Source organism: Gluconacetobacter takamatsuzukensis, from assembly GCF_014174275.1.
GTDB classification, from domain to species: domain Bacteria; phylum Pseudomonadota; class Alphaproteobacteria; order Acetobacterales; family Acetobacteraceae; genus Gluconacetobacter; species Gluconacetobacter takamatsuzukensis.
Genome location: NZ_JABEQK010000007.1, coordinates 138,890 through 163,764, shown reverse-complemented (window position 1 = coordinate 163,764; position 24,875 = coordinate 138,890). Strand labels below are relative to the sequence as shown.

21 protein-coding genes are annotated in these 24,875 nt (G+C 70.2%); 7 read left to right on the top strand and 14 right to left on the bottom strand.

The genetic code is table 11. The features are described from left to right. Positions 1-11 precede the first annotated feature (11 nt). From treY to glgA, 6 genes are all read right to left on the bottom strand, one after another. The gene (treY, locus tag HLH27_RS10690) at positions 12-2,711 is read right to left on the bottom strand and encodes a malto-oligosyltrehalose synthase (protein ID WP_182950012.1); all 2,700 of its coding nucleotides are present in this window, start codon (positions 2,709-2,711) and stop codon (positions 12-14) included. Then, positions 2,708-4,744, bottom strand: a complete 2,037-nt coding sequence (gene malQ, locus HLH27_RS10685) for a 4-alpha-glucanotransferase (RefSeq protein ID WP_182950095.1) — start codon at positions 4,742-4,744, stop codon at positions 2,708-2,710. The genes treY and malQ overlap by 4 nt, the downstream gene beginning before the upstream one ends. Beyond that, positions 4,737-6,515 (bottom strand): malto-oligosyltrehalose trehalohydrolase, encoded by a 1,779-nt coding sequence (gene treZ, locus HLH27_RS10680; protein ID WP_182950011.1) that lies wholly within the window; start codon positions 6,513-6,515, stop codon positions 4,737-4,739. The genes malQ and treZ overlap by 8 nt, the downstream gene beginning before the upstream one ends. Next, a complete protein-coding gene (gene glgX / locus HLH27_RS10675) occupies positions 6,508-8,637 on the bottom strand; it encodes a glycogen debranching protein GlgX (RefSeq protein WP_408870828.1) in 2,130 nt (709 codons plus the stop codon). The genes treZ and glgX overlap by 8 nt, the downstream gene beginning before the upstream one ends. Positions 8,638-8,640: 3 nt before the next feature. Next, complete coding sequence (gene glgB, locus HLH27_RS10670) at positions 8,641-10,863, bottom strand: 1,4-alpha-glucan branching protein GlgB (protein ID WP_182950010.1); 2,223 nt, start codon at positions 10,861-10,863, stop codon at positions 8,641-8,643. Between the two features lie 102 nt (positions 10,864-10,965). Next, a complete protein-coding gene (glgA, locus tag HLH27_RS10665; RefSeq protein WP_182950009.1) occupies positions 10,966-12,597 on the bottom strand; it encodes a glycogen synthase GlgA in 1,632 nt (543 codons plus the stop codon). Positions 12,598-12,887: 290 nt separating this feature from the next. On the opposite strand from glgA, the gene HLH27_RS10660 reads away from it, so the two are divergent. Then, positions 12,888-14,144, top strand: coding sequence for an MFS transporter (locus HLH27_RS10660; protein WP_182950008.1), 1,257 nt, complete (start codon positions 12,888-12,890; stop codon positions 14,142-14,144). Positions 14,145-14,381: 237 nt separating this feature from the next. Here HLH27_RS10660 and acuI read toward each other — a convergent pair whose 3' ends face one another. Both acuI and acuR read right to left on the bottom strand, forming a co-directional pair. Beyond that, on the bottom strand, positions 14,382-15,365 hold the full coding sequence (gene acuI / locus HLH27_RS10655; protein ID WP_182950007.1) for an acrylyl-CoA reductase (NADPH): 984 nt from the start codon (positions 15,363-15,365) through the stop codon (positions 14,382-14,384). 29 nt (positions 15,366-15,394) lie between these two features. Further along, positions 15,395-16,009 (bottom strand): acrylate utilization transcriptional regulator AcuR, encoded by a 615-nt coding sequence (acuR, locus tag HLH27_RS10650; RefSeq protein WP_182950006.1) that lies wholly within the window; start codon positions 16,007-16,009, stop codon positions 15,395-15,397. A gap of 154 nt (positions 16,010-16,163) precedes the next feature. Here acuR and HLH27_RS10645 point away from each other — a divergent pair, with 154 nt between their 5' ends. Both HLH27_RS10645 and HLH27_RS10640 read left to right on the top strand, forming a co-directional pair. After that, positions 16,164-16,541 (top strand): hypothetical protein, encoded by a 378-nt coding sequence (locus HLH27_RS10645; RefSeq protein WP_182950005.1) that lies wholly within the window; start codon positions 16,164-16,166, stop codon positions 16,539-16,541. Beyond that, positions 16,538-16,750, top strand: a complete 213-nt coding sequence (locus HLH27_RS10640) for a helix-turn-helix domain-containing protein (RefSeq protein WP_182950004.1) — start codon at positions 16,538-16,540, stop codon at positions 16,748-16,750. Before HLH27_RS10645 ends, HLH27_RS10640 begins: the two co-directional genes overlap by 4 nt. Before the next feature lie 16 nt (positions 16,751-16,766). On the opposite strand, the gene HLH27_RS10635 is transcribed toward HLH27_RS10640, so the two are convergent. Next, entirely contained in the window at positions 16,767-17,657 is an 891-nt protein-coding gene (locus tag HLH27_RS10635; RefSeq protein WP_182950003.1) for a LysR family transcriptional regulator, read from the bottom strand. 102 nt (positions 17,658-17,759) lie between these two features. Here HLH27_RS10635 and HLH27_RS10630 point away from each other — a divergent pair, with 102 nt between their 5' ends. The 3 genes from HLH27_RS10630 (at position 17,760) to HLH27_RS10620 (ending at position 19,367) form a co-directional block, all read left to right on the top strand. After that, positions 17,760-18,629 (top strand): SDR family oxidoreductase, encoded by an 870-nt coding sequence (locus HLH27_RS10630; RefSeq protein WP_182950002.1) that lies wholly within the window; start codon positions 17,760-17,762, stop codon positions 18,627-18,629. A gap of 139 nt (positions 18,630-18,768) precedes the next feature. Then, positions 18,769-19,023 carry a type II toxin-antitoxin system HicA family toxin gene (locus tag HLH27_RS10625; RefSeq protein ID WP_182950001.1) on the top strand — a complete coding sequence of 85 codons (255 nt, stop codon included), beginning with the start codon at positions 18,769-18,771 and terminating at the stop codon, positions 19,021-19,023. After that, positions 19,020-19,367: a type II toxin-antitoxin system HicB family antitoxin gene (locus HLH27_RS10620; protein ID WP_182950000.1), complete on the top strand. Its 348-nt coding sequence runs from the start codon at positions 19,020-19,022 to the stop codon at positions 19,365-19,367. The genes HLH27_RS10625 and HLH27_RS10620 overlap by 4 nt, the downstream gene beginning before the upstream one ends. A 32-nt stretch (positions 19,368-19,399) precedes the next feature. Here HLH27_RS10620 and HLH27_RS10615 read toward each other — a convergent pair whose 3' ends face one another. Next, positions 19,400-19,975 (bottom strand): SbtR family transcriptional regulator, encoded by a 576-nt coding sequence (locus tag HLH27_RS10615; protein WP_182949999.1) that lies wholly within the window; start codon positions 19,973-19,975, stop codon positions 19,400-19,402. A 92-nt stretch (positions 19,976-20,067) separates the two neighbouring features. Between HLH27_RS10615 and HLH27_RS10610 the strand changes: the two genes are divergently transcribed. Further along, complete coding sequence (locus HLH27_RS10610; RefSeq protein ID WP_182950093.1) at positions 20,068-21,048, top strand: SDR family NAD(P)-dependent oxidoreductase; 981 nt, start codon at positions 20,068-20,070, stop codon at positions 21,046-21,048. A 226-nt stretch (positions 21,049-21,274) separates the two neighbouring features. On the opposite strand, the gene HLH27_RS10605 is transcribed toward HLH27_RS10610, so the two are convergent. The 4 genes from HLH27_RS10605 to HLH27_RS10590 form a co-directional block, all read right to left on the bottom strand. After that, positions 21,275-21,622 carry a hypothetical protein gene (locus HLH27_RS10605; RefSeq protein ID WP_182949998.1) on the bottom strand — a complete coding sequence of 116 codons (348 nt, stop codon included), beginning with the start codon at positions 21,620-21,622 and terminating at the stop codon, positions 21,275-21,277. A gap of 63 nt (positions 21,623-21,685) precedes the next feature. Continuing rightward, on the bottom strand, positions 21,686-21,877 hold the full coding sequence (locus HLH27_RS10600; RefSeq protein ID WP_182949997.1) for a hypothetical protein: 192 nt from the start codon (positions 21,875-21,877) through the stop codon (positions 21,686-21,688). 114 nt (positions 21,878-21,991) lie between these two features. Further along, complete coding sequence (locus HLH27_RS10595; protein WP_246375753.1) at positions 21,992-22,672, bottom strand: copper resistance protein B; 681 nt, start codon at positions 22,670-22,672, stop codon at positions 21,992-21,994. A gap of 158 nt (positions 22,673-22,830) precedes the next feature. Next, on the bottom strand, positions 22,831-24,642 hold the full coding sequence (locus tag HLH27_RS10590; protein ID WP_182949996.1) for a copper resistance system multicopper oxidase: 1,812 nt from the start codon (positions 24,640-24,642) through the stop codon (positions 22,831-22,833). Positions 24,643-24,875: the final 233 nt, after the last annotated feature.

Sequence of the window (24,875 nt, the reverse complement as noted above, 5' to 3'; positions counted from 1 at the left end):
CCCCCGACAGGTCAGGCCGTGACGAGAACATCGAGCGGGGCGCTGCCGGCGAGCATGGCGAGGTCCAGTACTGCCGCGCGGTCGAGCGTGCGGCCGGGGTGGAGGAGCGAGCGCCAGGGGCCGGGGGGGGCGTCGGGCCAGTCCAGGGTCGTGCTGCGCCAGAGCATGGCGGGGCAGGACAGGTCGGTCGGGTCGGGCATCAGGGCGGCGGGGAGGCGCGGGGCGATGACCAGCATCGTGATGCCGGGCATGACGCGGGCGAAGGCGAGCAGGTGTTGGCGCCGTGTGCCCAGGACCCGGACGGGGCGGTAGGCGCCCGTCGCGAACAGGTCGGGGTGGGTGGCGCGAAAGCGCAGGATTGCGGCGATGAGGGCCTGTTTCACGCGGCCGTCGCGCCAGTGCGGGAGCAGCGTGCCGATATCCGCGCCCTGGGCCAGGGCCGCGATGCGGGCCGGGAAATCGACCGGGCGGCGATTGTCGGGGTCGACCAGGCTGAAATCCCAGAATTCGCAGCCCTGGTAGAGGTCGGGCATGCCGGGGCTGGTCAGGCGCAGCAGCGTTTGCGCCAGGCCGTTGAGCGCGCCGGGGGGGGCGATCCGGCCGGCGAAGGCGTCCATCATCCGGGGGAAGCGGTTTTCGGGGTCCGGGGAGAGCAGGCCGGCGAGGAAGGCGGCGCAGGCTTGCTCGTAGGCCGGGTTGGGGTCGATCCAGCTTGTGTGGCGCTTGGCCTCGCGCAGCGCCTTGAGCTGCCAGGCGGCCACGCGATCGTGGAAGTCCGGCGTCATACGCTGTTCCAGCGGGCGGTCCCCGACCGGCCAGGCGCCGAGCAGGGTCTGGTAGAGGATCAGCTCGTCGGCGCGGTCGGGGCTGGCGCGGTGGCGGAGCGGGGCGTTGAAATCGCGCCAGCGGGTGGCGACGCGCACCCATTCCTGCGCCAGTTCGGACAGGACGGCCAGGCGGGCGCGGGCGTCCTCGCCGCGCTTGTGGTCGTGGGTGGCGGTGGCGAGCATGGCGCGGGGCCAGTCGCGCCGGCGCGCGGCATTGGCGGCGTGGAAGGCGGCGACCGTGCCGCCGAACCGGCCGGGATGGGTGCCGACATCGTTGCGCGAGAGCAGGCGGCCATAGCGGTAGAAGCCCGTATCTTCCACCGCCTTTGCGGCCAGCGGGGCGGTGAGGTGCACGAGGCAGGCGATGGCCTGGGCCGGGCCGCCGGGGCCGAGCTGGCGCGCCAGCCAGTCCAGCACCGGCTGCTGGGCGGCCACCAGCGCGGGGCGGACGGACTGGCAGACCTCGTGCAGCAGCTTGCCGCCGTCATGGTCGTAGGTCCGGTAGACGGGAAACTGGATCAGGATGCGGCGCAGTACGCGGTCCAGCGCGGCGGGCGTGAAATCGCGGGCGTGCGGGTCGCGCCGGGCCACGCCGGACAGGACGTGGACCAGGCGGGCGAGGTCGGCGGCCAGCGTGCCGTCGAGCATGGCCGCGCGGGTGGCCTGTTCCTCGGCATGGAAGCTGGTGGCGCCGCCCGCGCCCCAGACCCACAGATCGTCCAGCGCGTCGGCGCCGCGCTGGTCGTGGAGCAGCACGTCGACCTGTTCGAGGAAATCGTAGCCGGTGGTGCCGTCGACGGGCCAGTCGGCGGGCAGGGTTTCGTCCGCCGCCAGGATCTTCTCGACATAGAGGGGCGCGCCCGGGGGGGCGTGGGGAGGACGGCGCGGGGCCGCGTCGGCCAGCGCGCGGTGCAGGCGGGTGCAGTAGGCGTGGGGATTGGTCAGCCCGTCGACATGGTCGACGCGCACGCCGTCGATCAGGCCCTCGGCATAGAGGGCGATGACGGTGCGGTGCACGGCGTCGAACACGTCCGGATGTTCGACGGCGAGGCCGGCCAGGCCGGTGATGTCGAAGAAGCGGCGCCAGTTGATCAGGTCCGAGGCCGTGCGCCACCAGGCCAGCCGGTAATGCTGGCGTTCCAGCAGCGCGTGCAGGCGGGCGCGGCCGGCGGGGTGGGCCGGGGCCATCCAGGCCAGGGCGCGGGCGATGGCGTCGGTGCCGTCGGGCGTGCGGGCCCAGCCGGCCAGCCGGGCCAGGGCGGGGGCCGCCGTATCGGGGGTGGCGGTGCGCAGTGCCTCCAGCAGGTCCGCGATCGGGGCGGGGGTGTCGTCGGGGTCGAAGAGGTCGGCATAGTGGCGGGGGCAGATCGGGAAGCGGTGTTCGTAATGCCAGCAGGCGAAGGTGCCGTCGGGCGCGTGCCGCAGTTCCAGCGTCCCGCCGTCCAGGCAGTCGCCATAGGGTTCGGCCAGGAAGGGCAGCAGCACGCGGTCGCGCAGGCTGTCGTCGGGCGGGGACCAGTCGATGTCGAACATATGGGCGCACGGGCTGGTGCGGCCCCAGGCCAGCACGTCCTCCCACCACGCATTGCCGCTGCCGCCGACCGCCATGTGGTTGGGGACGATATCGAGGATCAGCCCCATGCCGCGTGCGCGCAGGCGCGCCACCAGCCGGGCCAGGGCCGCGTGGCCGCCGAGTTCGGGGTTGATGCGGCTGTAGTCCAGCGTGTCGTAGCCGTGGGTCGAGCCCGGGCGGGCGGCCAGCAGCGGCGAGGCGTAGAGGTGGCTGACCCCCAGCGACGCGAAATAATCGACCAGCGGCACTGCGTCGTCCAGCGTGAAGCCGGCGTGGAATTGCAGGCGGACGGTGGCGCGCGGGCCGGTCATGCCGGGCCCCGCGCGGTGCGCAGCAGGTCGAGCCTGCGGGCGGCGTCGGGCCGCGAGAGCAGCGGCGGGCCGGCCGGATAGCGCTGCTGCCAGTTGGGGTGGCCGGAGGTCGTGCCCGGCAGGTTGGGCTGTTCGGCCAGGCCCAGCACGTCTTCCAGCGGCAGGATCGCCAGCGGGGATGCGGCGGCGGCGACGAAGCCGGTGGCCGCGTCGACCACCCTGGCCGCGCCCTCCGGCGTGACGGGGGGTGGGTCGGGTTCCCGGGGCGGGTGGACCGCCGCCCACAGGGCGTCGCGGTCGCGCGCGCGGGCGGCCAGCGCGTCTTCGGCGCGGGTGCCGCGGGCGAACTGGCGCAGGCTCCTGCGCCATGCGATGTCGGTGGCCTGCCACCAGCCGGCGACCGTGGGCAGGTCGTGGGTCGTCGTCATGGCCACGTCGTTGGTCCCCCATTTTTCGGGTGGCAGGAACGCGCCCTGGGCGTCGCGCTGGAACCACAGCACGTTCATGCCCATGATCGCGCGCCGGGCCGCGCGGGCGCGGAAGCCGGTGGGGACCGTGCCCAGGTCCTCGCCGATCACCACCGCCTGATGACGATGCGATTCCAGCGCCACCAGGCGCATCAGCTCCTGCCCCGGGAAGGAGAGATAGGCGCCGTCGGCGGCCGAGGCGCCCTCGGGGATCACCCACAGCCGTTCCAGCCCCATCACATGGTCGATGCGGATGCCGCCCTGCCGCGTGAGCGTGGCGCGCAGCGTGTCGAGGAAGGCGCGGTAGCCGTGGGCGCGCAGGGCCGAGGGGGAGAAGGTGGTCAGCCCCCAGTTCTGCCCCAGCGGGCCCAGCGGGTCGGGCGGGGCGCCGACCGAGCCGCCGATCAGGAAATCGTCCTGGCTGGTCCAGCACTGGCTGCCCGCCGGGTCGGTGCCCACGGCGAGGTCCGCGATCAGGCCGATGCGCATGCCGGCGTCGCGCGCGGCCTGGCCCGCGCCGTGCAGGCCGCGGGCCGCCAGCCATTGCAGGAACAGGTGGAAGCCGACCTCGTGATGGCGTTCGGCGGCGAAGCGGGCGACCTCGGGGCTGGCGGGGTTGCGCAGGGGGGCGGGCCAGGCGCGCCAGTTGCCGCCGCGCGGGCCGCGGGCGAGCTGGTGCGCCTGCAAGGCCTCGAACACCGCGTGGCAATGCAGGGCGCGGCCGTGCGCGGCGACGAAGGCCGTCAGCTCGGCCGGGGGGGTGGCGCGGATATGCTCGTCGTACAGGCCGCGCAGCATGCGCAGGCGCAGGGCGGCGGCCTGGGGCCAGTCGATCAGCGGCGCGTCCTCCAGCGCATGGGTGGCCTGGGGCTGGATGCGCAGGCGGCGCATCGCGGCCCCGATATCCTGGGTGGAAAACCAGCTGCGCATGTCGGCCAGCAGCACGTTGAGGAACAGGCGACTGGAGGGGGAATAGGGGCTGAACTGGGCGGTACGGGCGCTGAACATGGCGTGGACCGGGCTGATGGCCAGCGCGTCGGCCCCTGCCCCCGCCGCCTGGCGCGCCAGGTCGGCCAGCGCGCCGAAATGGCCGATGCCGCCATCGTGCCGGGCGCGCAGGCCCGGGATCTGGACCGCCAGGCCCCAGGCGCGCGCGCCGCCCGTGGCGTCGGCCACCGTGCGGCAGCGGGGCGGTGCGATGGCCAGCACCGTGCGCCGGCCCGCGATGTCCAGCCGGTGATAGCCCGGCTGCGCGATGGCGGGCAGGCGGACGGAGCCGTCGCGCGCGCGGGTGGCGTGGCCGGAGAGCGTGCCGCCATCCTCGTATTCCAGCCGGAAGGCCAACCGGTCGGAGGGGGCGCGCAGGGGCAGCAGCGTGGCCTGGCCCGCCTGCCCCACCACCATCGGCGGCAATGCACCCTCCCCCACGCCCGGGCCGCCTTCCAGCACCCGCAGCAGGCTGCGCAGCGTATCGACCCCGACGCGGTGCGAGACCCCGGCGGCGTCGCGCCATGCGGTGGACAGCCCCGCCTGGCGCGCCCGCGCGCGCAGGGTGCGGTCATCCACCATGGGCGGGCTCCGCCAGGTGGATCGTGACCGAATGGGGCGCCAGGAGGCCGCCCGTGCCGGCTGCCGGCGGGTCCTGGAACAGGACCGGGCCGGCGACCCAGTCCGGCAGGGCGACCGTTTCCGCCCCCAGGTTGAGGGCGAGCGACAGGATGGCGCCGTCGCCCATGCGCCAGCGCGCGGCCACGGCACCGGGGCCCGCGACCAGTGCCCCCAGCGACCGGGCGCCGCGCAGGCGGGGGGTGATGCGGGCATGGCGCAGGTGCAGCAGGGTGGCGGTGTAGGCCAGCCAGGCGCGGCCTTCGGTCGATGTGGCCTCCTGCGCATCGGGGATCGAGGCGGCGAACGTGTCGGGGTGGTTGGGGTCGGGGATCGTCTCGCGCCGGGCCGGGTCGCTGAAATGGGCGAAGGCCGCGAATTCGCGCCTGCGGCCGTCGCGCACGATGTCGCCCAGGATCGGCGGGTGGCTGGTGAAATAGAGGAACGGGCGGCGGGAGCCCCAGTCCTCGCCCATGAACAGCATCGGGATCTGCGGCGACAGCAGCAGGAGCGCGTAGGCCGCGCGCAGGGCCTGCCGGGGGGCCAGGACGCCGAGACGCTCGCCCATCGCGCGGTTGCCGATCTGGTCGTGATTTTGCAGGAACAGGACGAAGGCGCTGGGCGGCAGGCCGGCCGTCGGCATGCCGCGCGGGCGGCCCAGGGTGGGAAACTCTTCGCCCTGGAAGGCGAAGCCTTCGGCCAGCACGCGGGCCAGTTGCGTGGTGGGGTCGGGGGCGAAATTCGCGTAATAGCCCTCGCTCTCGCCCGTCAGCAGGACGTGCAGGGCGTTGTGGCCGTCATCGTTCCATTGCGCGTCGAAGCCCGCGCGGAGCAGGCCGGCATCGTTGTTCTCGTTTTCCAGGATCAAATGGATGTGGCGGCCGGGTTCGATGCGCGCGCGGACATGGGCGGCGAGGTCGACCAGCCAGTCGCGCTCGCCGATGGCCTGCACCGCGTCCAGCCTCAGCCCGTCGAAACGGTATTCCATGAGCCAGTACAGGGCATTTTCGGTGAAATAGGCCTGCACCGCCGGCTGGCGGAAATCGATGGCGTCGCCCCATGGGGTCGGGCGGCCGGCATGGAAGAACGGGGCGGCGTAGGCGGCGAGGAAATTGCCCTCCGGCCCGAAATGATTGTAGACGACATCGAGAAAGATCATCATGCCCAGCGCGTGGGCGTGGTCGACCAGCGCCTTCAGCTCGTCGGGCGTGCCGTAGGCGGATTCGGGCGCGTAGGGCAGCACGCCGTCATAGCCCCAGTTGCGGCCGCCGGGGAATTCGGACAGCGGCATCAGCTCGACCGCCGTGATGCCCATTGCCGCCAGCCGGGCCAGCTGGTCGCGCACGCCGCGAAACCCGCCGGCGGCGCCGACATGGATTTCGTAGATGACCGCCTGTTCCCACGGCAGGCCGCGCCAGTCATTGGCCTGCCAGTCGTACGCGCGGGGGTCGACCACCTGGCTGGGGCCGGACACGTCGTGCGGCTGGGCGCGGGAGGCCGGGTCGGGCACCGCCAGGTGGGGGTTGAGCCGGTAGCGGTAGAGCGCGCCCGCGCCGCAGGGGGCCGTGGCCTGGAACCAGCCGTCGGGGTGGCGGTCCATCGGTACCGGGGGCTGGCCCTCGATTTCCACTGCGACCGAGGACACGGAAGGCGCCCAGAAGCGGAAGCGTGTCTGGTGCGGCGCGACCAGGGTGGCGCCGAAACTGCCGGCGAACGCATGGGTCTTACGCATCGACCGTTCCCTTTGCATGCCGTGCGTCGGGGGTGAACCCCAGCAGGACGACGCCGTGGGCGCCGACCGTCCAGCGGGCCAGCCTGTCGGACAGCGCGCCGGTCCGGGCGGGGTCGACACTGTCGAGCAGCAGCGTCCATGCGCCGGGAATCGGCGGCAGGATGCAGTCCGTGTCGGTATCGCCCGCGTTCATGAGCAGATAGGTGGTATCGGCGGCGGCGCCGTCATCGGCGCAGGAGCGCAGGAGCCCCAATATTCTTCCATGTTCGTCGTTCCACGCATCGGATGTCATCGGGTGGCCCTCGGCGTCGTACCAGGCGATGTCGAGCACGCCGGGTACGGTTTCGCGCTTGCCGTACAGGTAGGTGCGGCCGCGCAGCGACGGGTGGGCGGCGCGCAGGGCGGCCAGGCGGGCGACATAGGCGATCATGGCCTGGCCCGCCGGGGAGGCCGCCAGCGGCCAGTCCAGCCAGGTCGTGGAATTGTCCTGGCAATAGGCGTTGTTGTTGCCGCCCTGGGTCTGGCCGAATTCGTCGCCCGCCAGCAGCATCGGCGTGCCCTGCGAGAAGAACAGGGTGGCCAGCATGGCGCGGCGCACCCGGTCGCGCACCGCCAGGATCGCCGGGTCGTCGGTCGGGCCTTCCGCCCCCCAGCCGGTGGCGAGGTTTTCGGAATGGCCGTCCTGCCCGTCCTCGCCATTCGCCAGGTTGTGCTTGTGGGTGTAGCTGACCAGGTCCATGAGCGTGAAACCGTCATGCGAGGTCACGAAATTGACCGAGGCCCAGGGCCTGCGCCCGCGCCGGTCGAACACGTCGGCCGAGCCGCTGAGGCGGGCCGCCATGTCGCCGCGCGTGAGCGCGTCGCCGCGCCAGAAGCGGCGCACCGTGTCGCGGTAGCGGTCGTTCCATTCCGCGAAGCCCGGCGGGTGGTTGCCGAGCTGGTAGCCGCCGGGCCCCGGGTCCCACGGTTCGGCGATCAGCTTGCGGGTGGACAGGACCGGGTCCTGGCGCAGCACGTCGAAGAAGCCGCAGAACGGGTCGAACCCGTAGCTTTCGCGCCCCAGGGCGGAGCACAGGTCGAAGCGGAAGCCGTCGATGCGGAAATCGACCGCCCAGTGGCGCAGGGAATCCATGACCATCTGCAACACGCGCGGGTGCGACAGGTTGAGCGTGTTGCCGCAGCCCGTGTCGTTGATGAGGTGGCGTTCGTCCTCCGGCACCAGCCGGTAATAGACGGCGTTGTCCAGCCCGCGATAGCACAGGGTGGGGCCGAGCTCGCTGCCCTCGCACGTATGGTTGTAGACCACGTCCAGGATCACCTCGATGCCCGCCGCGTGCAGGCGGCGGATGGCGGTGCGGATTTCGTGCGGCGAGCCCTCGGCCAGGTAGCCGGCCTGGGGGGCGAAGAAGGACAGCGTGTTGTAGCCCCAGTAGTTGGTCAATCCGCGTTCCAGCAGGAACCGGTCCTTGAGGAAGGAATGGACCGGCATGAGTTCCAGCGCCGTGACGCCCAGGCGCAGCAGGTGATCGATCAGCCGCGGGTCGGACAGGGCGCGGAAGGTGCCGCGTTCGACCGGCATCAGGTCGTTGCGGCGCATCGACAGGCCGCGCACATGGGCCTCCATGATCACCGTGCGGTCCCACGGCACGCGGGGGAGCCGGTCGTCGCCCCAGTTGAAGGCGTCGTTGGTGACGACGCTCTTGGGCATGGCGGGCGCGCTGTCGCGCCGGTCGATCGACAGGTCGCCGCGCGGCGAGTTGACGCGGTAGCCGAACAGCGAGTCCGACCAGCTGAGCGCCCCGTGCAGCGCGCGGGCGTAGGGATCGACCAGCAGCTTGTGCGGGTTGAAGCGGTGGCCGCGCAGCGGTTCGTAGGGGCCGTAGGCGCGGTAGCCGTACAGCAGGCCGGGCCGGGCGTCGGGCAGGTAGCCGTGCCAGACCTCGTCGGTGCGTTCGGGCAGTTCGAACCGTGCGACCTCGCGCCGGCCGGAGGGGTCGAACACGCACAGGTCGATCCGGTGCGCATTGGCCGAGAAGACCGCGAAATTGACGCCCAGACCGTCCCATGTCGCCCCCAGCGGGGCTGCGGTGCCGCGCATCAGCCGGGCGGGAAAGCGCATCACGATTCAGCCCCCATAGGCCCACTCCGGCGTGAGGTAGAGCACCGCGAGCGGCGGCAGGAGCAGCACGCACGAATGGTCGCAGCCGTGCGCGGGCTCGGGTTCGGCCTGCGCGCCGCCGCCATTGCCCATGCCCGACCCCGCATATTCGGCCCCGTCGGAATTGAGCAGTTCGCGCCAGTAGCCCCCGCACGGCACGCCCACGCGGTAGGCCGGGCGGGGCACCGGCGTCATGTTGCACACCACCAGCACCGGGGCGGCGTCGGGCGCCCGGCGCAGCCACACGAAGACCGCGTTGTCGATATCGTCGCCGATCAGCCAGTCGAACCCGTCGGGCGTGCAGTCGGCGCGGTGCAGGGCGGGGACGGCGCGGTGCAGGCGGTTGAGGTCGCGGACCAGGGCCTGCATGCCGCGCCCTTCCGGCTGGTCCAGCCGGTACCACGCGACCTCGCCATCCGCCCGCCATTCGTGCGGCTGGGCGAGTTCGCCGCCCATGAACAGGAGTTTCTTGCCCGGATGGGCCCACATGAAGGCGAAATAGGCGCGCAGGCCGGCATGTTTGCGCCAGCTATCGCCCGGCATGCGCTCCAGCAGCGAGCCCTTGCCGTGCACGACCTCGTCATGCGACAGGGGCAGGATGAAGCGTTCTGAAAAAGCGTAGTGCAGGCCGAACATGATTTCGGAATGATGGTAGCGGCGCCAGACCGGGTCGCGGCCCATATAGGCCAGCGTGTCGTGCATCCAGCCCATGTTCCATTTGTAGGCAAAGCCCAGCCCGCCATCGGCCACCGGCCAGCTGACGCCCGGCCAGGCGGTCGATTCCTCGGCGATCATCAGCGTGTGGGGACAGAGTTCGGCTATGGTCGCGTTGAGGTCGCGCACGAAGGCCACGGCCTCGAGATTCTCGCGCCCGCCATGGATGTTGGCCACCCATTCGCCCTCGCGCCGGCTGTAGTCGCGGTAGAGCATCGAGGCCACCGCATCGACGCGCAGCCCGTCGACATGGTAGCGCCGCAGCCAGGTCAGGGCGCTGCCGATCAGGAATCCCCGGATCTCGTTGCGGCCGAAATTGTAGATCAGCGTGTGCCAGTCGGGGTGGTAGCCCTCGCGCCGGTCCGCGTGCTCGTACAGGCACGAGCCGTCGAAATGGGCCAGGCCGTGGGCGTCGGCGGGGAAATGGGCGGGCACCCAGTCCAGGATCACGCCCACCCCGGCGCGGTGGCAGGCATCGACGAAGGCCGCGAACTGTTTCGGCGCCCCGAAGCGGGCGGAGGGCGCGTATAACCCCAGCGTCTGGTACCCCCATGAGCCGTCGAACGGATGTTCCATCACCGGCATCAGCTCGATATGGGTGAAGCCCATGTCGACGACGTAGGGGATCAGCGTCCGTTCCAGCTCCTCCCACCGCAGGATGCCGTGGGGGTCGCCCGCCGGGCGGCGCCAGGAGGCCAGATGGACCTCGTAGATCGACAGCGGCGCGGTGCTGTCCTGCCGGGCGGCGCGGCCGCGTGTCCAGTCCTCGTCGGTCCAGTGGAAGGGGGAGGTGTCGGCGACCACCGAGGCGGTGGCGGGGGGCTGTTCGGCCGCCAGCGCGTAGGGGTCGGCCTTGGGGGGGAGGAGGCGGCGCTCGGCGTCGATGATCTCGTATTTATAGCGCTCGCCCGGGCCGATGCGGGGGATGAACAATTCCCAGATTCCGGCGGCGTGGCGCAGGCGCATCGGGTGGCGGCGGCCGTCCCAGACATTGAAATCGCCGATGACCGAGACCCGGAACGCGTTGGGGGCCCATACCGCGAAGCGCACGCCGGCCACGCCGTCGATCACCATCGGCTGGGCGCCCATCACGCGGTCGAGGTCGCGATGTTCGCCGCGCGCGAACAGGTGCAGGTCGAGATCGCCCAGCAGCAGGCCGAAGGAATACGGGTCCTCGGTTTCCTCCCACCCGTCGGCCCAGCCGATCTTGAACCGGTAGCGCGCGCCGGCGGGGACGGTGCCGACATACAGGCCGCGTTCGTCCACCCGGCGCATCGGGCGCTCGACCGGGGCCGAGCGGGGGCGCTGCACCACCAGCCGCACCGCCCGCGCATCGGGGCAGAAGGCGCGCACGATGTCCGAGCGCCCGTGGGCCTGGCGCCCCAGTATGGCGAACGGGTCGGGGCAGGTGCCCCGCAGCAGGTCTTCGGTCTCCGGCGGAAGGATATAGGCGCTGTCGTGCGAAGCAACGTTCATGAGGCGGGATTCCGGCGGGCATGGAGCTTGGACGGGGAGCGCGGGCGGGCCGGACGGCCGGAGGCGGCCGGGCGCGGCGGGACGGCAGGCGGCGGCGGGCCGTCAGCCCGGCCGGCCGAACGGGTCGTTGGCGCGGACCCGCCCGCGCCGGGCCGCCTGGTAGGCCGCCCGCGCGCCGCGCGTGGACTGGGACAGGCCGGCCAGCGGCGGGCGGCGGCGCACCGAGGACTGGTCGAATTCGGCCATGCCGATTTCGGCCCGGCCGAGGACGCGGCGGAAAAGCCGGGCATATTCCTGCGCCTTGCGCCCCCACGAGACATCGTAGCGCGCGCCGTTGCGTTGCAGCCCCGCCCAGCGCGCCGGCTGGCGGAACAGGGTGGCCGCGCGGCGGATCGCGCCCGCCAGCGTGTCGCCGTCGACCGGGGAGAACAGGAAGCCGGTCGCCACGTCGCTGGTCATCGCGGCCTCGTTGGCGTCGATGATGGTATCGGCCAGGCCGCCGACGCGCGAGGCGATGGGCACGCAGCCATAGCGCACGGCGCAGAGCTGGGTCAGGCCGCAGGGTTCGAAGCGCGACGGCACCAGCAGGGCGTCGGCCGAGGCCTGGATCCGGTGGCCCAGCTGCTCGCTATAGCCGATATGGCAGGCCAGCCGGTCGGGATACTGGCGGGCCAGGCGGGCCAGCGCGCGTTCCATCGCGACATCGCCGCTGCCGACCACCACCAGCTGCGTGCGGTCGTCGAGGATGCGGGGGACGATGTCGGCCAGGATATCCACGCCCTTCTGCCCCGTCAGGCGGCTGACCAGCCCCAGCAGGAAGACGTCCGGATCCTGCCGCAGGCCGAATTCGGCCTGGAAGGCCCGCTTGTTGGGCTTGCGGCCGACCACGTCGCCCACCTGGTAGGGGAACAGCACCGCCGGGTCGGTTTCGGGATTCCAGTCGTTGGTGTCGATACCGTTGAGGATTCCGCGCAGGCGGTCGGCGCGGCCGCGCAGCAGCCCGTCGAGCCCCATGCCCCATTCGGGGGACTGGATTTCGCGCGCATAGGTCGGCGAGACGGTGACGATGCGCGCCGCGAAGAGCAGGCCGGCCTTGAGGAAGCCGACCGTGCCGTAGCATTCCACGCCCTCGACCGCGAAAGCATGGTGCGGGAGGCCGAACCGTTCGAGATCGGCCACCGGGAAGCGGCCCTGGAAGGCGAGATTGTGGATGGTCTGCACCACCGGCGCGGCCGGCCGGCCGTCGTAATGCAGGTAGGCCGCCGTGAGGCCGGCCTGCCAGTCATGCGCCATCACCAGGTCGGGGCACCTGCCCGGCACCTGGCCCTGTGCGAGGCTGGCCGCCACGCGCGACAGGCAGGCGAAGCGGACCCCGTTATCGGGCCAGTCGGTGCCGTCGGGCGCCAGGTAGGGGTTGCCCTTGCGCCGGAACAGATGCGGGCAATCGACCACCAGCAGGTGGTGGCCGGCCGCATGGCCTTCCAGCAGCGAGATCTCGACCCCCGGCAGGGGGGACATCGCGGCCACGCGCACCGCGCCTTCCAGCGCGTCGAGTACCGACGGGTAGCCGGGCAGCAGCGTCGTGACCAGCACGCCCTCGGTGCGCAGCGCCGCCGGCAGCGAGCCGACCACGTCGCCCAATCCCCCCGTCTTGACGAAGGGGAACATCTCCGACGCCACCGAGAGGACCCGGATCGGGCCCGACGGCTCCTGTTCCTGCTGGTGACGGTGCATGCCACGTACCCTTCATGATCAGGAGGAAAGGAAGATGCCGGGCTGGGGGGCCCTGAAAAAATCTAACGACGCCGAAGGGCTTGGGAACAACTATCACAGGAAAGTGATAGATTCGAAAGAATCCTGCCATTTCGGGAAGAAATTCGAACTTGTGATTCGAACTTTTGCCCTGCGCGCCGAACCTGACGGGGCGGGCGGCGGGGCTGTGTGGCCGCCCGTGGCGGGGCCCCCATGCCATCGGCGCCAGTTGCGGCTAGAACGGAGGAAAGCAACAAGGAACCGCCCCGACCATGACCCCCCTGCCCCCGACCGGCGCTGTCCCTCCCGTCCGCAGCCTGAGCGATGCCCGGCATATCATTGCCGCGTGCTTCCTGGGCTGGACGCTGGATGCCTGCGATTTCTTCATCGTCCTGTTCACGCTGGACAATGTGGCCCGCAGTTTCTCGACCTCGCTGGAGGCGATCCTGCTGGCGCCCACGCTGACGCTGATCAGCCGGCCGGTCGGGGCCTATCTGTTCGGCCGGGCCGCCGACCGGTACGGGCGGCGCCCGATCCTGATGGCCACCATCGTGACCTATTCGACCATCGAGCTGCTGTCGGCCTTTTCGCCCAACCTGACGGTGTTCCTGGCGCTGCGGCTGCTGTTCGGCGTGGCGCTGGGCGGGGAATGGGGGGTCGGGACCTCGCTGACCATGGAGACCGTGCCGCCGCACTGGCGGGGTACGGCGTCGGGGCTGCTCCAGGCCGGGTATCCGGCGGGGTACCTGCTGGCGTCGCTGATGTTCCTGCTGCTGCCGGCGCTGGGCTGGCAGGGGCTGTTCGTGCTGGGGGCCTCGACGGGGCTTTCGGTCATTTATGTCGCGCTGTACGTCAAGGAAAGCCCGGTTTGGCTGGCCCGGCAGCAGCAGGCGGCGGGGCCCCGTGCCGCCCGGCCGCCCATGCTGTCGGTCCTGCGGCGCTATCGCGGGCTGGTGGTGTATGCGGTGTGCCTGATGGCGGCGTTCAATTTCTTCAGCCACGGGTCGCAGGACCTGTTTCCGAAGATCTTCCTGGCGTTGCAGCGGCATCTGCCGCACCCGACCATTACCGTGATCGTGGTGCTGTACAACATCGCCGCCATTGTCGGCGGCCTGTGCTTCGGCGCGCTGTCGGAGCGGATCGGGCGGGCGCGGGCCATTGCGCTGGCCGCCGCGCTGGCGCTGCCGCTGCTGCCGCTATGGGCGCTGTCCACCACGCCGCTGTGGATTGCCGTGGGGGCGGTGCTGATCCAGTTCTGCATCCAGGGGGCGTGGGGGGTGGTGCCGGCCTATCTGAACGAGCTGTCGCCGGCCGATGTGCGCGCGACCTTTCCCGGTGTGGCCTATCAGTGCGGCAACCTGATCGCTGCCAGCACCGGGCTGATCCAGAACCGGATCGCGCTGGGCCTGGGCGGCGACCTGGCGCCGGCGCTGATGATCGTGGTGGGGGGCGCGGGGTGTGCGATCGCCCTGCTGTCCACGTTCGCCGGGCCACGCTTTCGCTCGCATCTGGATGGGGCGCCGGAGTGATGGCGCGGCTTTGGGTGAGCGGGCGCGCGCGGCGGGTGGCCGCCAGCGCGTTCTTGCCTTGAGCCTGGGCGGTTAGAGGCTGTTTCAAAAGCCCTGATAGTGAGCGGAAGCGTGGCGCCAGCCACGCGTCTGGCGGTGGTTTCCGAGCATCGGAGCGGAGCGGCCTTGATGGCCGTGAGCACCGAAGCGCAGGAAACCGCCGTCAGGCCGCCGCTAGCGGGGCTTTTGAACAGCCTCTCAGGGGATGCTGACGACGACGCGTCCTCTTACCTCGCCGTCCAGTAATGCTGCGGCTGTCTGGGGGACGTCGGTCAGGGGGATTTCGGTGACCATTGAATCCAGGCGCTGCGGGTCGGTCAGTTCGGCCAGGCGGCGCCAGGCTTCCACGCGGCGGGCGTGGGGGCACATGACGCTGTCGATGCCGACCAGCGTGACGCCGCGCAGGATGAAGGGGGCGACGGTGGCGGGGAAATCCATGCCGGCCGCCAGGCCGCAGGCCGTCACCACGCCTTCGGGCAGCATCGCCGCGCAGACATTGGCCAGCACCGCGCCGCCCGCGACATCGACCGCGCCGGCCCAGCGGGCTTTTTCCAGCGGGCGGCCCGGGGTGGAGAATCCCGCGCGCGGCAGGATTTCGGCGGCGCCCAGGGCGCGCAGGTACTCCTCTTCCTGCGGCCGGCCGGTGACGGCGGCGACGTGGTAGCCCAGGCGGGACAGCAGCATGACCGCGACGCTGCCCACCCCGCCCGCAGCCCCCGTGACCAGCACCGGGCCCTGCGCGGGGCTGAGCCCCTGCCGTTCCAGCGCCATCACGCACAGCATGGCGGTGTAGCCGGCGGTGCCGATGGCCATCGCCTGCCGCGTGGTGAACGTGTCGGGCAGTTGCACCAGCCACTCGCCCCTGACCCGTGCCCGGCCGGCCAGGCCGCCCCACCAGCGCTCGCCCACGCCCCAGCCGTTCAGCACCACCCGCGTGCCGGGGGGCAGGTCGGCGCGGGCCGAGCGTTCGACCGTGCCGGCGAAATCGACGCCCGGGATCATCGGGAATTGCCGCACGATGGGGCCGCGCCCGGTGATGGCCAGCGCATCCTTGTAATTCAGCGTCGACCATGCGACGCGCACCGTGACGTCGCCGTCGGGCAGGCGGGAATCGTCCACCGGGCCGACATGGACCGTCTGGGCGCCGTCGGCGGATTTTTCGATCATCACCGCATCGAACATCGTCTGATCTCCTTTCGGCAGGCGGGGCTTCAGCGCCCGGCCATGGCCGCGAATCCATCCATGAACAGGTGGAGCGGGCGGGCCGACCGCTCCAGCCGGGCGCGCAGTACCGCGCCCTCCCAGCCGGTCCAGAAGAAGGCAGCGTACCGGCGGGCGGTGACCTGCCCGTACTGGTCGGCCAGGCAGGTGGCGAGCCTTGCCTCCCATGACGCCAGCACCGCCGACAGCGCCTGGCGATAAGTCTGGGGCAGCACCGCCAGTTCCTGCCCCAGATTGCCGATAAGGCAGCCGCGCCGGAAATCGTGCCGGGCCATGCCGGCCGCCGCGTCGGCCACGAAATGCCGCAGCCGCTCCAGCGGGGGGACCTGCGCCTGCCCGAAGCTGCGATCGAGCCTGGCCGCGAAATAGGCGGCGTAGCGGTCGATCAGTTCCAGGCCGAATGCCTCCTTGCTGTCGAAATAATAATAGAACGAGCCTTTGGGGATGCCGGCGCCGCGCAGCAGGCCGTCGAGACCGGTGGCGGTGAACCCCTGCTCCGTCAGGGCCGCGACGCCCGCGCGGATCAGTTGCTCGCGCGTCTGCGCGTGGCTGTCGGGCGCGCGTGGGGGGCGGCCGCGCCGACGAGGGAGTGCGGTGGCTTCCATGGGGTGTTTTTAGACCGATCGTCTATTAAATCCCAGCGCGTGTGGCAGGGCGCGTGGTCACGAAACGGGGATCGCTTCGGATGTAAAGCGTGTTTGACATATCCGGTTGCCGGCCGATATATGTGTAAAGCGTGCTTTACATAGGGAGGGGTCGATGTCGAAAAAGCGTTATCTGATCGAGCTTGGCGTGTGCCTGGTGCTGTATGGGCTGGCCGTGCTGGTTGCGATGCCGTTGCTGAACCGTGGGATTGTGACCGGCATCGGCAAGCCGGTCGTGGCGCTGTTTCCGATGGTGCCGGGGATGGGGGTCTGCTGGGTGATGATGCGCCAGTTCGGCCGGATGGATGAATTGCAGCGCCGCATCCAGTTCGAGGCGCTGGGCTTTGCCTTTGCCGGCACCGCGATCGTGACCTTTTCCTACGGGTTTCTGGAAACCGCCGGTTTTGAAAAGATCTCGATGTTTTCGGTGTGGCCCGTCATGGCCGTGCTGTGGTCGCTGGGGATGGCCGTGGCCACGCGGCGCTACCGGTGAAAAACGATATTCGCGCCCTGCGCACGGCACGGGGCCTGTCGCAGGAAGCGCTCGGCACCGCGCTGGACGTGTCGCGCCAGACCATCAATGCCATCGAGGCCGGGCGCTATGACCCCAGCCTGCCGCTGGCCTTCAGGCTGGCCCGCTTCTTCGCGCTGCCGATCGAGGAGATTTTCGACGACGGCGCGGGCGAGAAGGCCGGGTCGTAGGGCCCGGTGCGACGGGTTACGCGAGGAAGCGTGACAGTTCGTCGGAGGTGCCGGTCGGGAAGGCGTCGCGCAGGCAGTCGAGGAAGGCTGCGACGCGGGCGTTGAGCAGGCGGCGGGCGGTGTAGAGGGCCCAGATTTCCACCTCGCCGCCCGCCAGGTCGCCCCAGCGGGCCAGGCGGCCGGACGCGATGTCGTGCGCGACCATCGACAGCGGCAGCACGGCGGCGCCGATGCCGGTGTGGACGGCGTCGCGCACCATGATCAGCGACGACAGTTTCAGGATCGGCTTCGGCGTGATCTCGGCGAGGCCCTCCGCGCCCTGGATGCGCCATGGGCGGGTGGGGGCGGCGCCGGCGCGCAGGATGGCCGGGACGGGTTCGCCCGCCGCCGGGCGCGGGCGGGTGGGAACCGCGACCAGTACCAGGCGATCATGCAGGAAGCAGCGGCCGGTCAGGTCGTCGTCGGGGCGCGGGTTGACGCGGATGACGAGGTCGTAGGCGTCCTCGACCAGGTCGACGGTGCGGTCTTCAGCCGTGACCTCCAGCTGCACGTCCGGATGACGGAGGGCGAAATGCGCGCTCAGCCGGCCCATTGCCACGTGTGCGAAGACCTGCGGCGCGCTGATGCGCAGCCGGCCGCGCGGGCGGGCCGCGCCGGCGCCGATGGCGGCCGCCACATCGTCGATTTCGCCCAGCAGGATGGCGGTGCGTTCGTGGAGGGCGCGGCCTTCCTCGGTCAGTTTCAGGGTGCGCGCGCCGCGTTCGAACAGGCGGCAGCCCAGGCTTTCCTCCAGTTCCGCCACACGGCGCGACAGGGTGGCCTTGGGGCGGGCGGTCGCGCGGGCGGCGCGGCCGACGCCGCCATGGCGGGCGACCAGGTTGAAATCCGCGAGCGCCAGAAGATCCATGACCGTTCCACCCGTGAGACTGACTGTTCAGATATAGCGCCTACCGGGCCGTATGTGGATCGGTAACGTGATGGGCGTGTCCTTGAACCATGGAGCATTCTCATGACCATTCTCGTTACCGGTGCGACCGGCACCGTCGGTACGCAGGTCGTGGCCCAGCTGGCCCGGCGCGGGGCCGATATCCGCGCCCTGGTGCGCGACCCCGCCAAGGCGAAGCTGCCCGCCGGCGTGGCCGTGGCGCAGGGGGAGATGCTGGACGTCGATTCCATGCGCGCGGCGCTGGCGGGCGTGGACACGCTGTTTCTGCTGAATGCCGTCGTGCCCGACGAATTCACGCAGGCGCTGGTGACGCTGAACCTGGCGCGGGAAGCTGGGATCGGGCGGATCGTCTACCTGTCGGTGATCCATAGCGATGTTTATGCCGATGTTCCGCATTTTGCCGGCAAGCATGCGGTGGAGCGGATGATCGAGCAGACGGGGCTGCATGCGACCGTGCTGCGGCCGGCCTATTTCATGAACAACGATGTCGGCGTGAAGGATGCGGTGTTCGGCCATGGGGTCTATCCGATGCCGGTGGGCGACAGGGGGCTGGCCATGGTGGATGTGCGCGATATCGGGGAGATCGCCGCCCTCGCGCTGCTGAAGCGTGCGCGGGCGCCGGCGCCGCTGCCGTTCGAGCGGTTCAACCTGGTCGGGCCCGACCTGCTGACCGGCGGGGCCATCGCCGGGATCTGGAGCGATGTGCTGGGGCGGCCGGTCGTGCATGCGGGCAATGATACCGCCGCCTTCGAACAGACGCTGCGGCGCTTTGCCCCGGCCTGGATGGCCTACGACATGCGCAAGATGGCCGACCGGTTCCAGAGCGACGGGATGGTGCCGGAGGCGGGGGATGTGGAACGACTGACGGGGATGCTGGGGCGGCCTTTGCGGTCTTATCGGGATCTGGCCCGGGAGGTGGTGGCCGGGGGGTGAGGACGGGCTTCTTTTTCTGAAGAAAAAGAAGCAAAAAGACTTTTATTCGTTTGGGTTAGGGATTGCGGGAGTGTCTGTCAATTCGGTGATATAGCTATCGTTTTTTGCTTGCATTGTGTCGTTGCTTGCGTATGCTTGCATGAACCGCAAGCAACGCGCTGTCCTCGCCGCGATCTTCGCCCGACCTGCGGGCGCCACGCTGGCGTGGATGGAGATCGAGGCGTTGCTGACGGCGCTGGGGTGCGTGGCGATCGAGGGAAGCGGGTCTCGCGTCAAGTTTGTCCGCAATGGGCGCATCCTTGCGATCCACCGGCCGCATCCCCGCAAGGAAGCAAGGCAGTATCAGGTGCGGGCCGTGCGGGATTATCTGGAAGGAATGGGAATCACGCCATGAGCACGATGACCTACAAGGGCTATCATGCCCGCGTCGCCTTCGAGGCCGAGGATTGCGTGTTCGCGGGACGGATCGCCGGCATCAACGACGTGGTGACGTTCGAGGGTGAAAGCGTCGGCGAATTGCGGGCCGCTTTCGAAGATGCCGTGGACGATTACCTCGCCACCTGCGCAGAGGTGGGGAAGAGCCCCGAGAAACCCTATAGCGGCAAGATCATGTTCCGCGTCGCGCCGGAAGTGCATGCGCGGGCGGCGCTGGCGGCCGAACTGTCGGGCGTGAGCCTGAACCAGTGGGCGGAGCGTGCCCTGGACGATGCGGCCAGGGCGAGCCTGCCGGTGCGCTGAGGGCGTCGTCCCTCCCCCGCCGATCGGATAGGCTAGACCGGGCGTGAGCCGGCGATGAGGATGTCGACCAGGCGGCGGGCGCTGGCGGACCAGCCTGGGGCGGCGGCGACGTTGGAGACGCCGACCAGGGCGCGCAGGAAATCGAGCGGGTCGAGGTCCGGGCGGATGTCGCCGGTTGCGACCGCGCGGGCCACCAGCGTGTCGATCGTGCCCTTGATGATGTCGGCGGAGGCCGCGTAGAGGGCGCCAGTTTCGCACATCAGGCTGTTCAGCGCCGGGGCGATCACCTGCTTGGCGGCGATATAGTCCACGAACAGCAGCATCCATGCGCGCAGGGCCTCGACCGGCGGGTGGGCGCTTGCCAGGTCGGTGGCGGCGGCGGCGAGGCGGTCCAGCTCGTTGCGGTAGATGGCCTCGATCAGCGCATCGCGGTTGGCGAAATGGCGGTAGAGCGTGCCGATCCCGACATCGGCGCGGCGGGCGACCTCGTCCAGCGGGATGTCGGTTTCCCCTGCCTGGAACGCGGCCTTTGCGACTTCCAGCAGGCGCTGCCGGTTGCGCTGGCCGTCGCTGCGCGGCTTGCGGCGCGATAATTTTTCCCCGTCCACCCTCTTGCCCTCTTGTTAAACGGAGGAATCCTCCGCATATCTGTAAGCGGAGCATGCTTCCACATAACTCCCTTTTCGGCTGGAGGCCAATGATGGCACAGGTTTTTGGTGCGACATCCACGACTGACGATGTTCTTTCCGGTGTTTCGCTTGCGGGGCGGCGCGTGCTGGTGACCGGGGTTTCGGCCGGGCTTGGGGTCGAGACGGCGCGGGCTCTCGCGGCGCATGGCGCGCATGTGGTGGGGGCCGCGCGCGACCTGGACAAGGCGGAGCGGGCGACGGCGCAGGTGCGGGCCGATGCGCAGCGCGGCGGGGGTGCGCTGGAGCTGGTCGCGCTGGACCTGGCCGACCTGGCCAGCGTGCGGGCCTGCGCCGATGCGCTGAATGCGGCCGCCCTGCCCTTCGACCTGGTGATTGCCAATGCCGGCGTGATGGCCACGCCGCTGGGCCACACGAAGGATGGGTTCGAGACGCAGTTCGGCACCAATCATCTGGGGCATTTCGTGCTGGTCAACCGGATTGCCGGGCTGATGGGTGCCGGGGCGCGGCTGGTCAGCCTGGCCTCGTCCGGTCATCGTTTTTCCGATATCGACCTCGACGATCCGAATTTCGAACGGACGCCGTACGATCCGTTCCAGGCCTATGGGCGGTCCAAGACCGCCAACATCCTGTTTGCCGTCGCCTTCGATGCGCAGCACCGGGCGCGGGGGGTGCGGGCGACGGCGGTGCATCCCGGCGGGATCGTGACCGAGCTGGCCCGGCATATGGGGCCCGGGCAGATCGAGGCCATGGTGGCGCAGATCAACGAACGCGCCGCCGCCGAGGGCAAGCCGCCTTTCCGGTTCAAGACCGTTCCGCAGGGGGCCGCGACCTCGGTCTGGGCCGGGGTGGTGGCGAAGGCCGATGCCGTGGGCGGGCATTATTGCGAGGATTGCCATGTCGCCCCCGTGGTGCCCGACGACCGGCCGATCAGCCTGATCGATGGCGGGGTAAGGGCCTATGCCGTCGATCCCGCGCGCGCCGAGGCGCTGTGGGCGGAGAGCGAGGAGATGGTCGGCGAACGGTTCGGCTGATCGCGGCCGGCGCACGGACAGGCGCCGGGTCGTCCGGGCGCGGGTTTGCCTCCGCGCCTCTCGGGAGCCCGGGCGTACATGTGGACTGGTGAGCGAGAGCGGGCCGCCGGGCCACGCCCGTCGTGTGTCCGCGAGCACCGGAGCGGAGCGGCCTTGATGGCTGTGAGCCTCGGCGCACAGCGGACACGCGTCGGATCGCCACCAGCGCGCATTTACGGTCAGGCTCTCACCGTTCGCGCACGGCCTCGGGCATGGTTTCGGGGATCGCGGTGCCCGGGGCGATGCAGCCCGAGGCGGCGGCGGACCCGCCCGTGGTGGCGCGGCAATCGGCCTGCGGGGTCTTGGCCGGCTTTCGGCCGGGTTGGCGGGCATGGCCGGGCGGCTGCATGCCGGGCATGGTTTCCATCGGGCCCTGCATGCTCATGGAGGCATGGTCCATGCCCGACATGTCCATGCCCGCCATGCCGGACATGCCCTGCGCCGTGCCGCTTTTCTGCGCGGCGGCGGGGAGGATGGGAAGCGTGGCCAGCAGGGCGGCGAGCGGGAGCGTTGTTCTGAAAAGGTTCGGGATCATCGAGGTTGTTCTTGCTTTTCTGCTGTTTTCCGGCGGGGTGGGCAGGGGATCGGAACGCGTGTTCTATTTCTTTTTCGACGCCCTGTAGTTCAGGTAGCCGCCCAGGAGGGCTGTCAGGGAGCCGGCCAGCATGAGGGACGAGAAGAGGACCTCCATCGTATCTCCGTCATGCAGCCGGGAGAAGGTGGCGAGCGAGAGGAGAAAAGACGTGCCTGTGACGATGAGGATCGTCTCCGGTTTTTTTGCCGGTCGCATGATTGCCCTCCATGAGGATGGTTATTTCCCTTGACCCGTGCCGGGATGTACATCGCCCGCGCCGGGTTTCATGTTTCTGGACGGTCGGTCCATCGTCAACGGATTTGTTCGGGATCAGAACCATAGCCGGAGTCCGGCCGTGACGGTCAGCGCGTGGACCTGCCGGCCGCGTGTGCGGGCCATGCTGGCGGCCTGGTCGAAGCTGCTGGTGTAGGTGACGCCCAGGTAGGGGGCGATCTTGCGGTGCCATTCGTAGCGCAGGCGCAGGCCGGTATCGATGTCCGACAGGCCGCGCCCGTTGCCGCGGGCGCGGTCGTTGGTGGAGTAGACATTCATCTCCACCTGGGGCTGGAGGATCAGCCGGTTGGTCAGCAGCAGGTCGTACGATCCCTGCAACCGGGCCGCCGCGCCGCGATCGCTGAAATAGGTCGTGGCCTCCAGCTGGAAGAAATAGAGCGCCAGGCCTTCCACCCCCACCGCGCCCCAGGCGCGGGTGGGGCCGTTATCGAGGTCGACCCGCACGCCGGATTGCACGTCGAAATAGCGCGAGATGGCGTGGTCGTACAGGGCCTCGTGGTCGCCGTCGCCGAAGCGGCCGTCGGTGCCGACCGTGCCTTCGGATTTCAGCCACAGCTTGTCGTAGTCGGTGCCGAACCAGGCCTGGCCGTCATAGCGGAACTGGCCGCCATGGCCGTCGGCGCGGGCCTCGAATTCGTCCAGCAGCGCGTGGCTGTAGATCATGTGGTCCATGACCGGCGGCATGCCGCCGACATAGGCGATCGGAGCCTGTTCCATGCCGGGATCGGCCGCGTTGGCCGTTTGGGGGGCCTGGGCTGATTGGGTTGTTTGGGCGGCTTGAGCTGTCTGGGCTGTTTGCGTTGTTTGAGCTGCCTGGGCTGCCTGGGCGGTGCCCATGCACAGGATCAGGGCCAGCGTGCGGGGGATCCGGGGCCTCATGCCACCACCACGGTGCGGAACATGCCGACCTCCATGTGATAGAGCAGATGACAGTGATAGGCCCATAATCCGGGCTCGTCGGCCGTGACCAGGTAGCTGAGTCTTTCGCCCGGTTTGACGATGATCGTGTGTTTGTAAGGCTGGAACGTGCCCTGGCCGTTTTCCAGCTCGCTCCAGAGTCCGTGCAAATGGATCGGGTGTTCCATCATCGTGTCGTTGACCAGCACGAAGCGCACGCGTTCGCCCACGCGCAGGCGGATCGGCGGGGCTTCGGAGAATTTGCGGCCGTCGAACCCCCAGATGAAGCGCTGCATGTTGCCGGTGAGGCGCAGCGTGATCTCGCGCGTCGGCGGGCGCGGGTCGGCGCCGGGGATGGTGGCGCGCAGATCGGCATAGGTGAGGACGCGCCGGCCGTTGCCCTCCAGCCCCGCGCCGGGTTCCGCCAGCCTGTTGGCAGGCATTTTCGCGATGTTCTGCATTTCCACGCCCAGCGGGGGGGCGGGTGGAAGTGTCGAGGGGGTGGGCGCGGGCTTGGGGGTGGGCGGGGCGTCCATTTTCATGTTGCCCATGTCCATGTTGCCCATGTCCATGTCGGGCATGTTCATGCCGGGCATATCGTCTTTCTTCGCGGCGGGTGCGGGCATGTTTCCCATTGCCGGCATGGCCATGCCCATGTCCGCCATCGTGCGCAGGGGGCGCGGGTCCATCGGCGGGATCGGGCCGGCCTGGCCCGGGCTGGTGGCCAGGGTGCCGCGCGCGTAGCCGGTGCGGTCTTCGGACTGGGCGAAGATGGTGTAGGGGCCGGGGCCGGTCGGGGTGACGATGACGTCGTAGGTTTCGGCGGGGGCAATGCGGAATTCGTCGACCGGGACCGGTTCGACATCGTTGCCGTCGGCCTGCACCACCTGCATCGTCAGGCCGGGAATCCGCACGTCGAACAATGTCATGGAGGCGGCGTTGACGACGCGCAGGCGCACGCGCTCGCCGGGCCGGAACAGGCCGGTCCAGTTGGCGGCGGGGGCCTGGCCGTTGAGCAGGTAGGTGTAGATGATGCCCGAGACATCGGAAATATCGGTGGGCGCCATGTTCATCGCCCCCCAGCGCAGCCGGTCGGCGATGGCCGGGCCCAGCCCCTGCCGGGCCGCGTCGTGCACGAAGGTGCCCACCGTGCGCTGGCGGAAATTGTAATAGTCGCTCTGGAACTTGAGGTTCGAGACGATCTCGGCCGGGTCCACGTCCGTCCAGTCGGACAGGACGATCACGTATTCGCGGTCGAAGGGCTGGGCGTAGCCGGCCCTGGGGTCGACGATCAGGGCGCCGTAAAGGCCGATCTGTTCCTGGAAGCCGGAATGGCTGTGGTACCAGTAGGTGCCGCTTTGATGCAGGCGGAACTGGTAGGTGAAATGGCCGCCTGGCGGGATGCCGGCGAAGCTGAGGCCCGGCACGCCGTCCATGTCGGACGGCAGGCGGATGCCGTGCCAGTGGATCGAGCTGGGCTCGGCCAACTGGTTCGTTACCCTGAGTTCGACCGTGTCGCCCTGTCGCCAGCGCAGGATCGGGGCCGGGGTGGTGCCGTTGATGCCGATGCCCCGCGCCGGGCGGCCGGTGACGTTGACCCCGACCGGGCCGATCGCGAGGTCGAACCGCGTGTCGGGGCGTGCCGGGGGGATGCCCGAGGCGGGTGGCGAGGACATGGAAGATGCCGCCTGCGCGGTCGCGCGCCAGGGTGCCGTGCCCGCCAGGGCGGTGCCGATGACGAAGCGGCGGCGCGTCAGCGCCCGCTGTCGCGCGGGGGGATGGGGAATCATGGTCTGGTCGTCCGCCGGAAAGAACGATTCGAAAACCGGCGCGGGGCGCGCGGTCTCCAGGGGTCGGATGTCTTTCGGTCCCCTGCCCCGCCTGTGGCGTGGAACGGGGGCCGGCGAGCCGGGCTGGCGGACATGGCGCTGGTGAGCGGTAGCGGCCACAGGGCCGCGTGTGCCGTGTGTTTCCGGGCGCCGGAGCGGAGCGGCCCTGATGGCCGGTCGTCACGGAGCGGGAA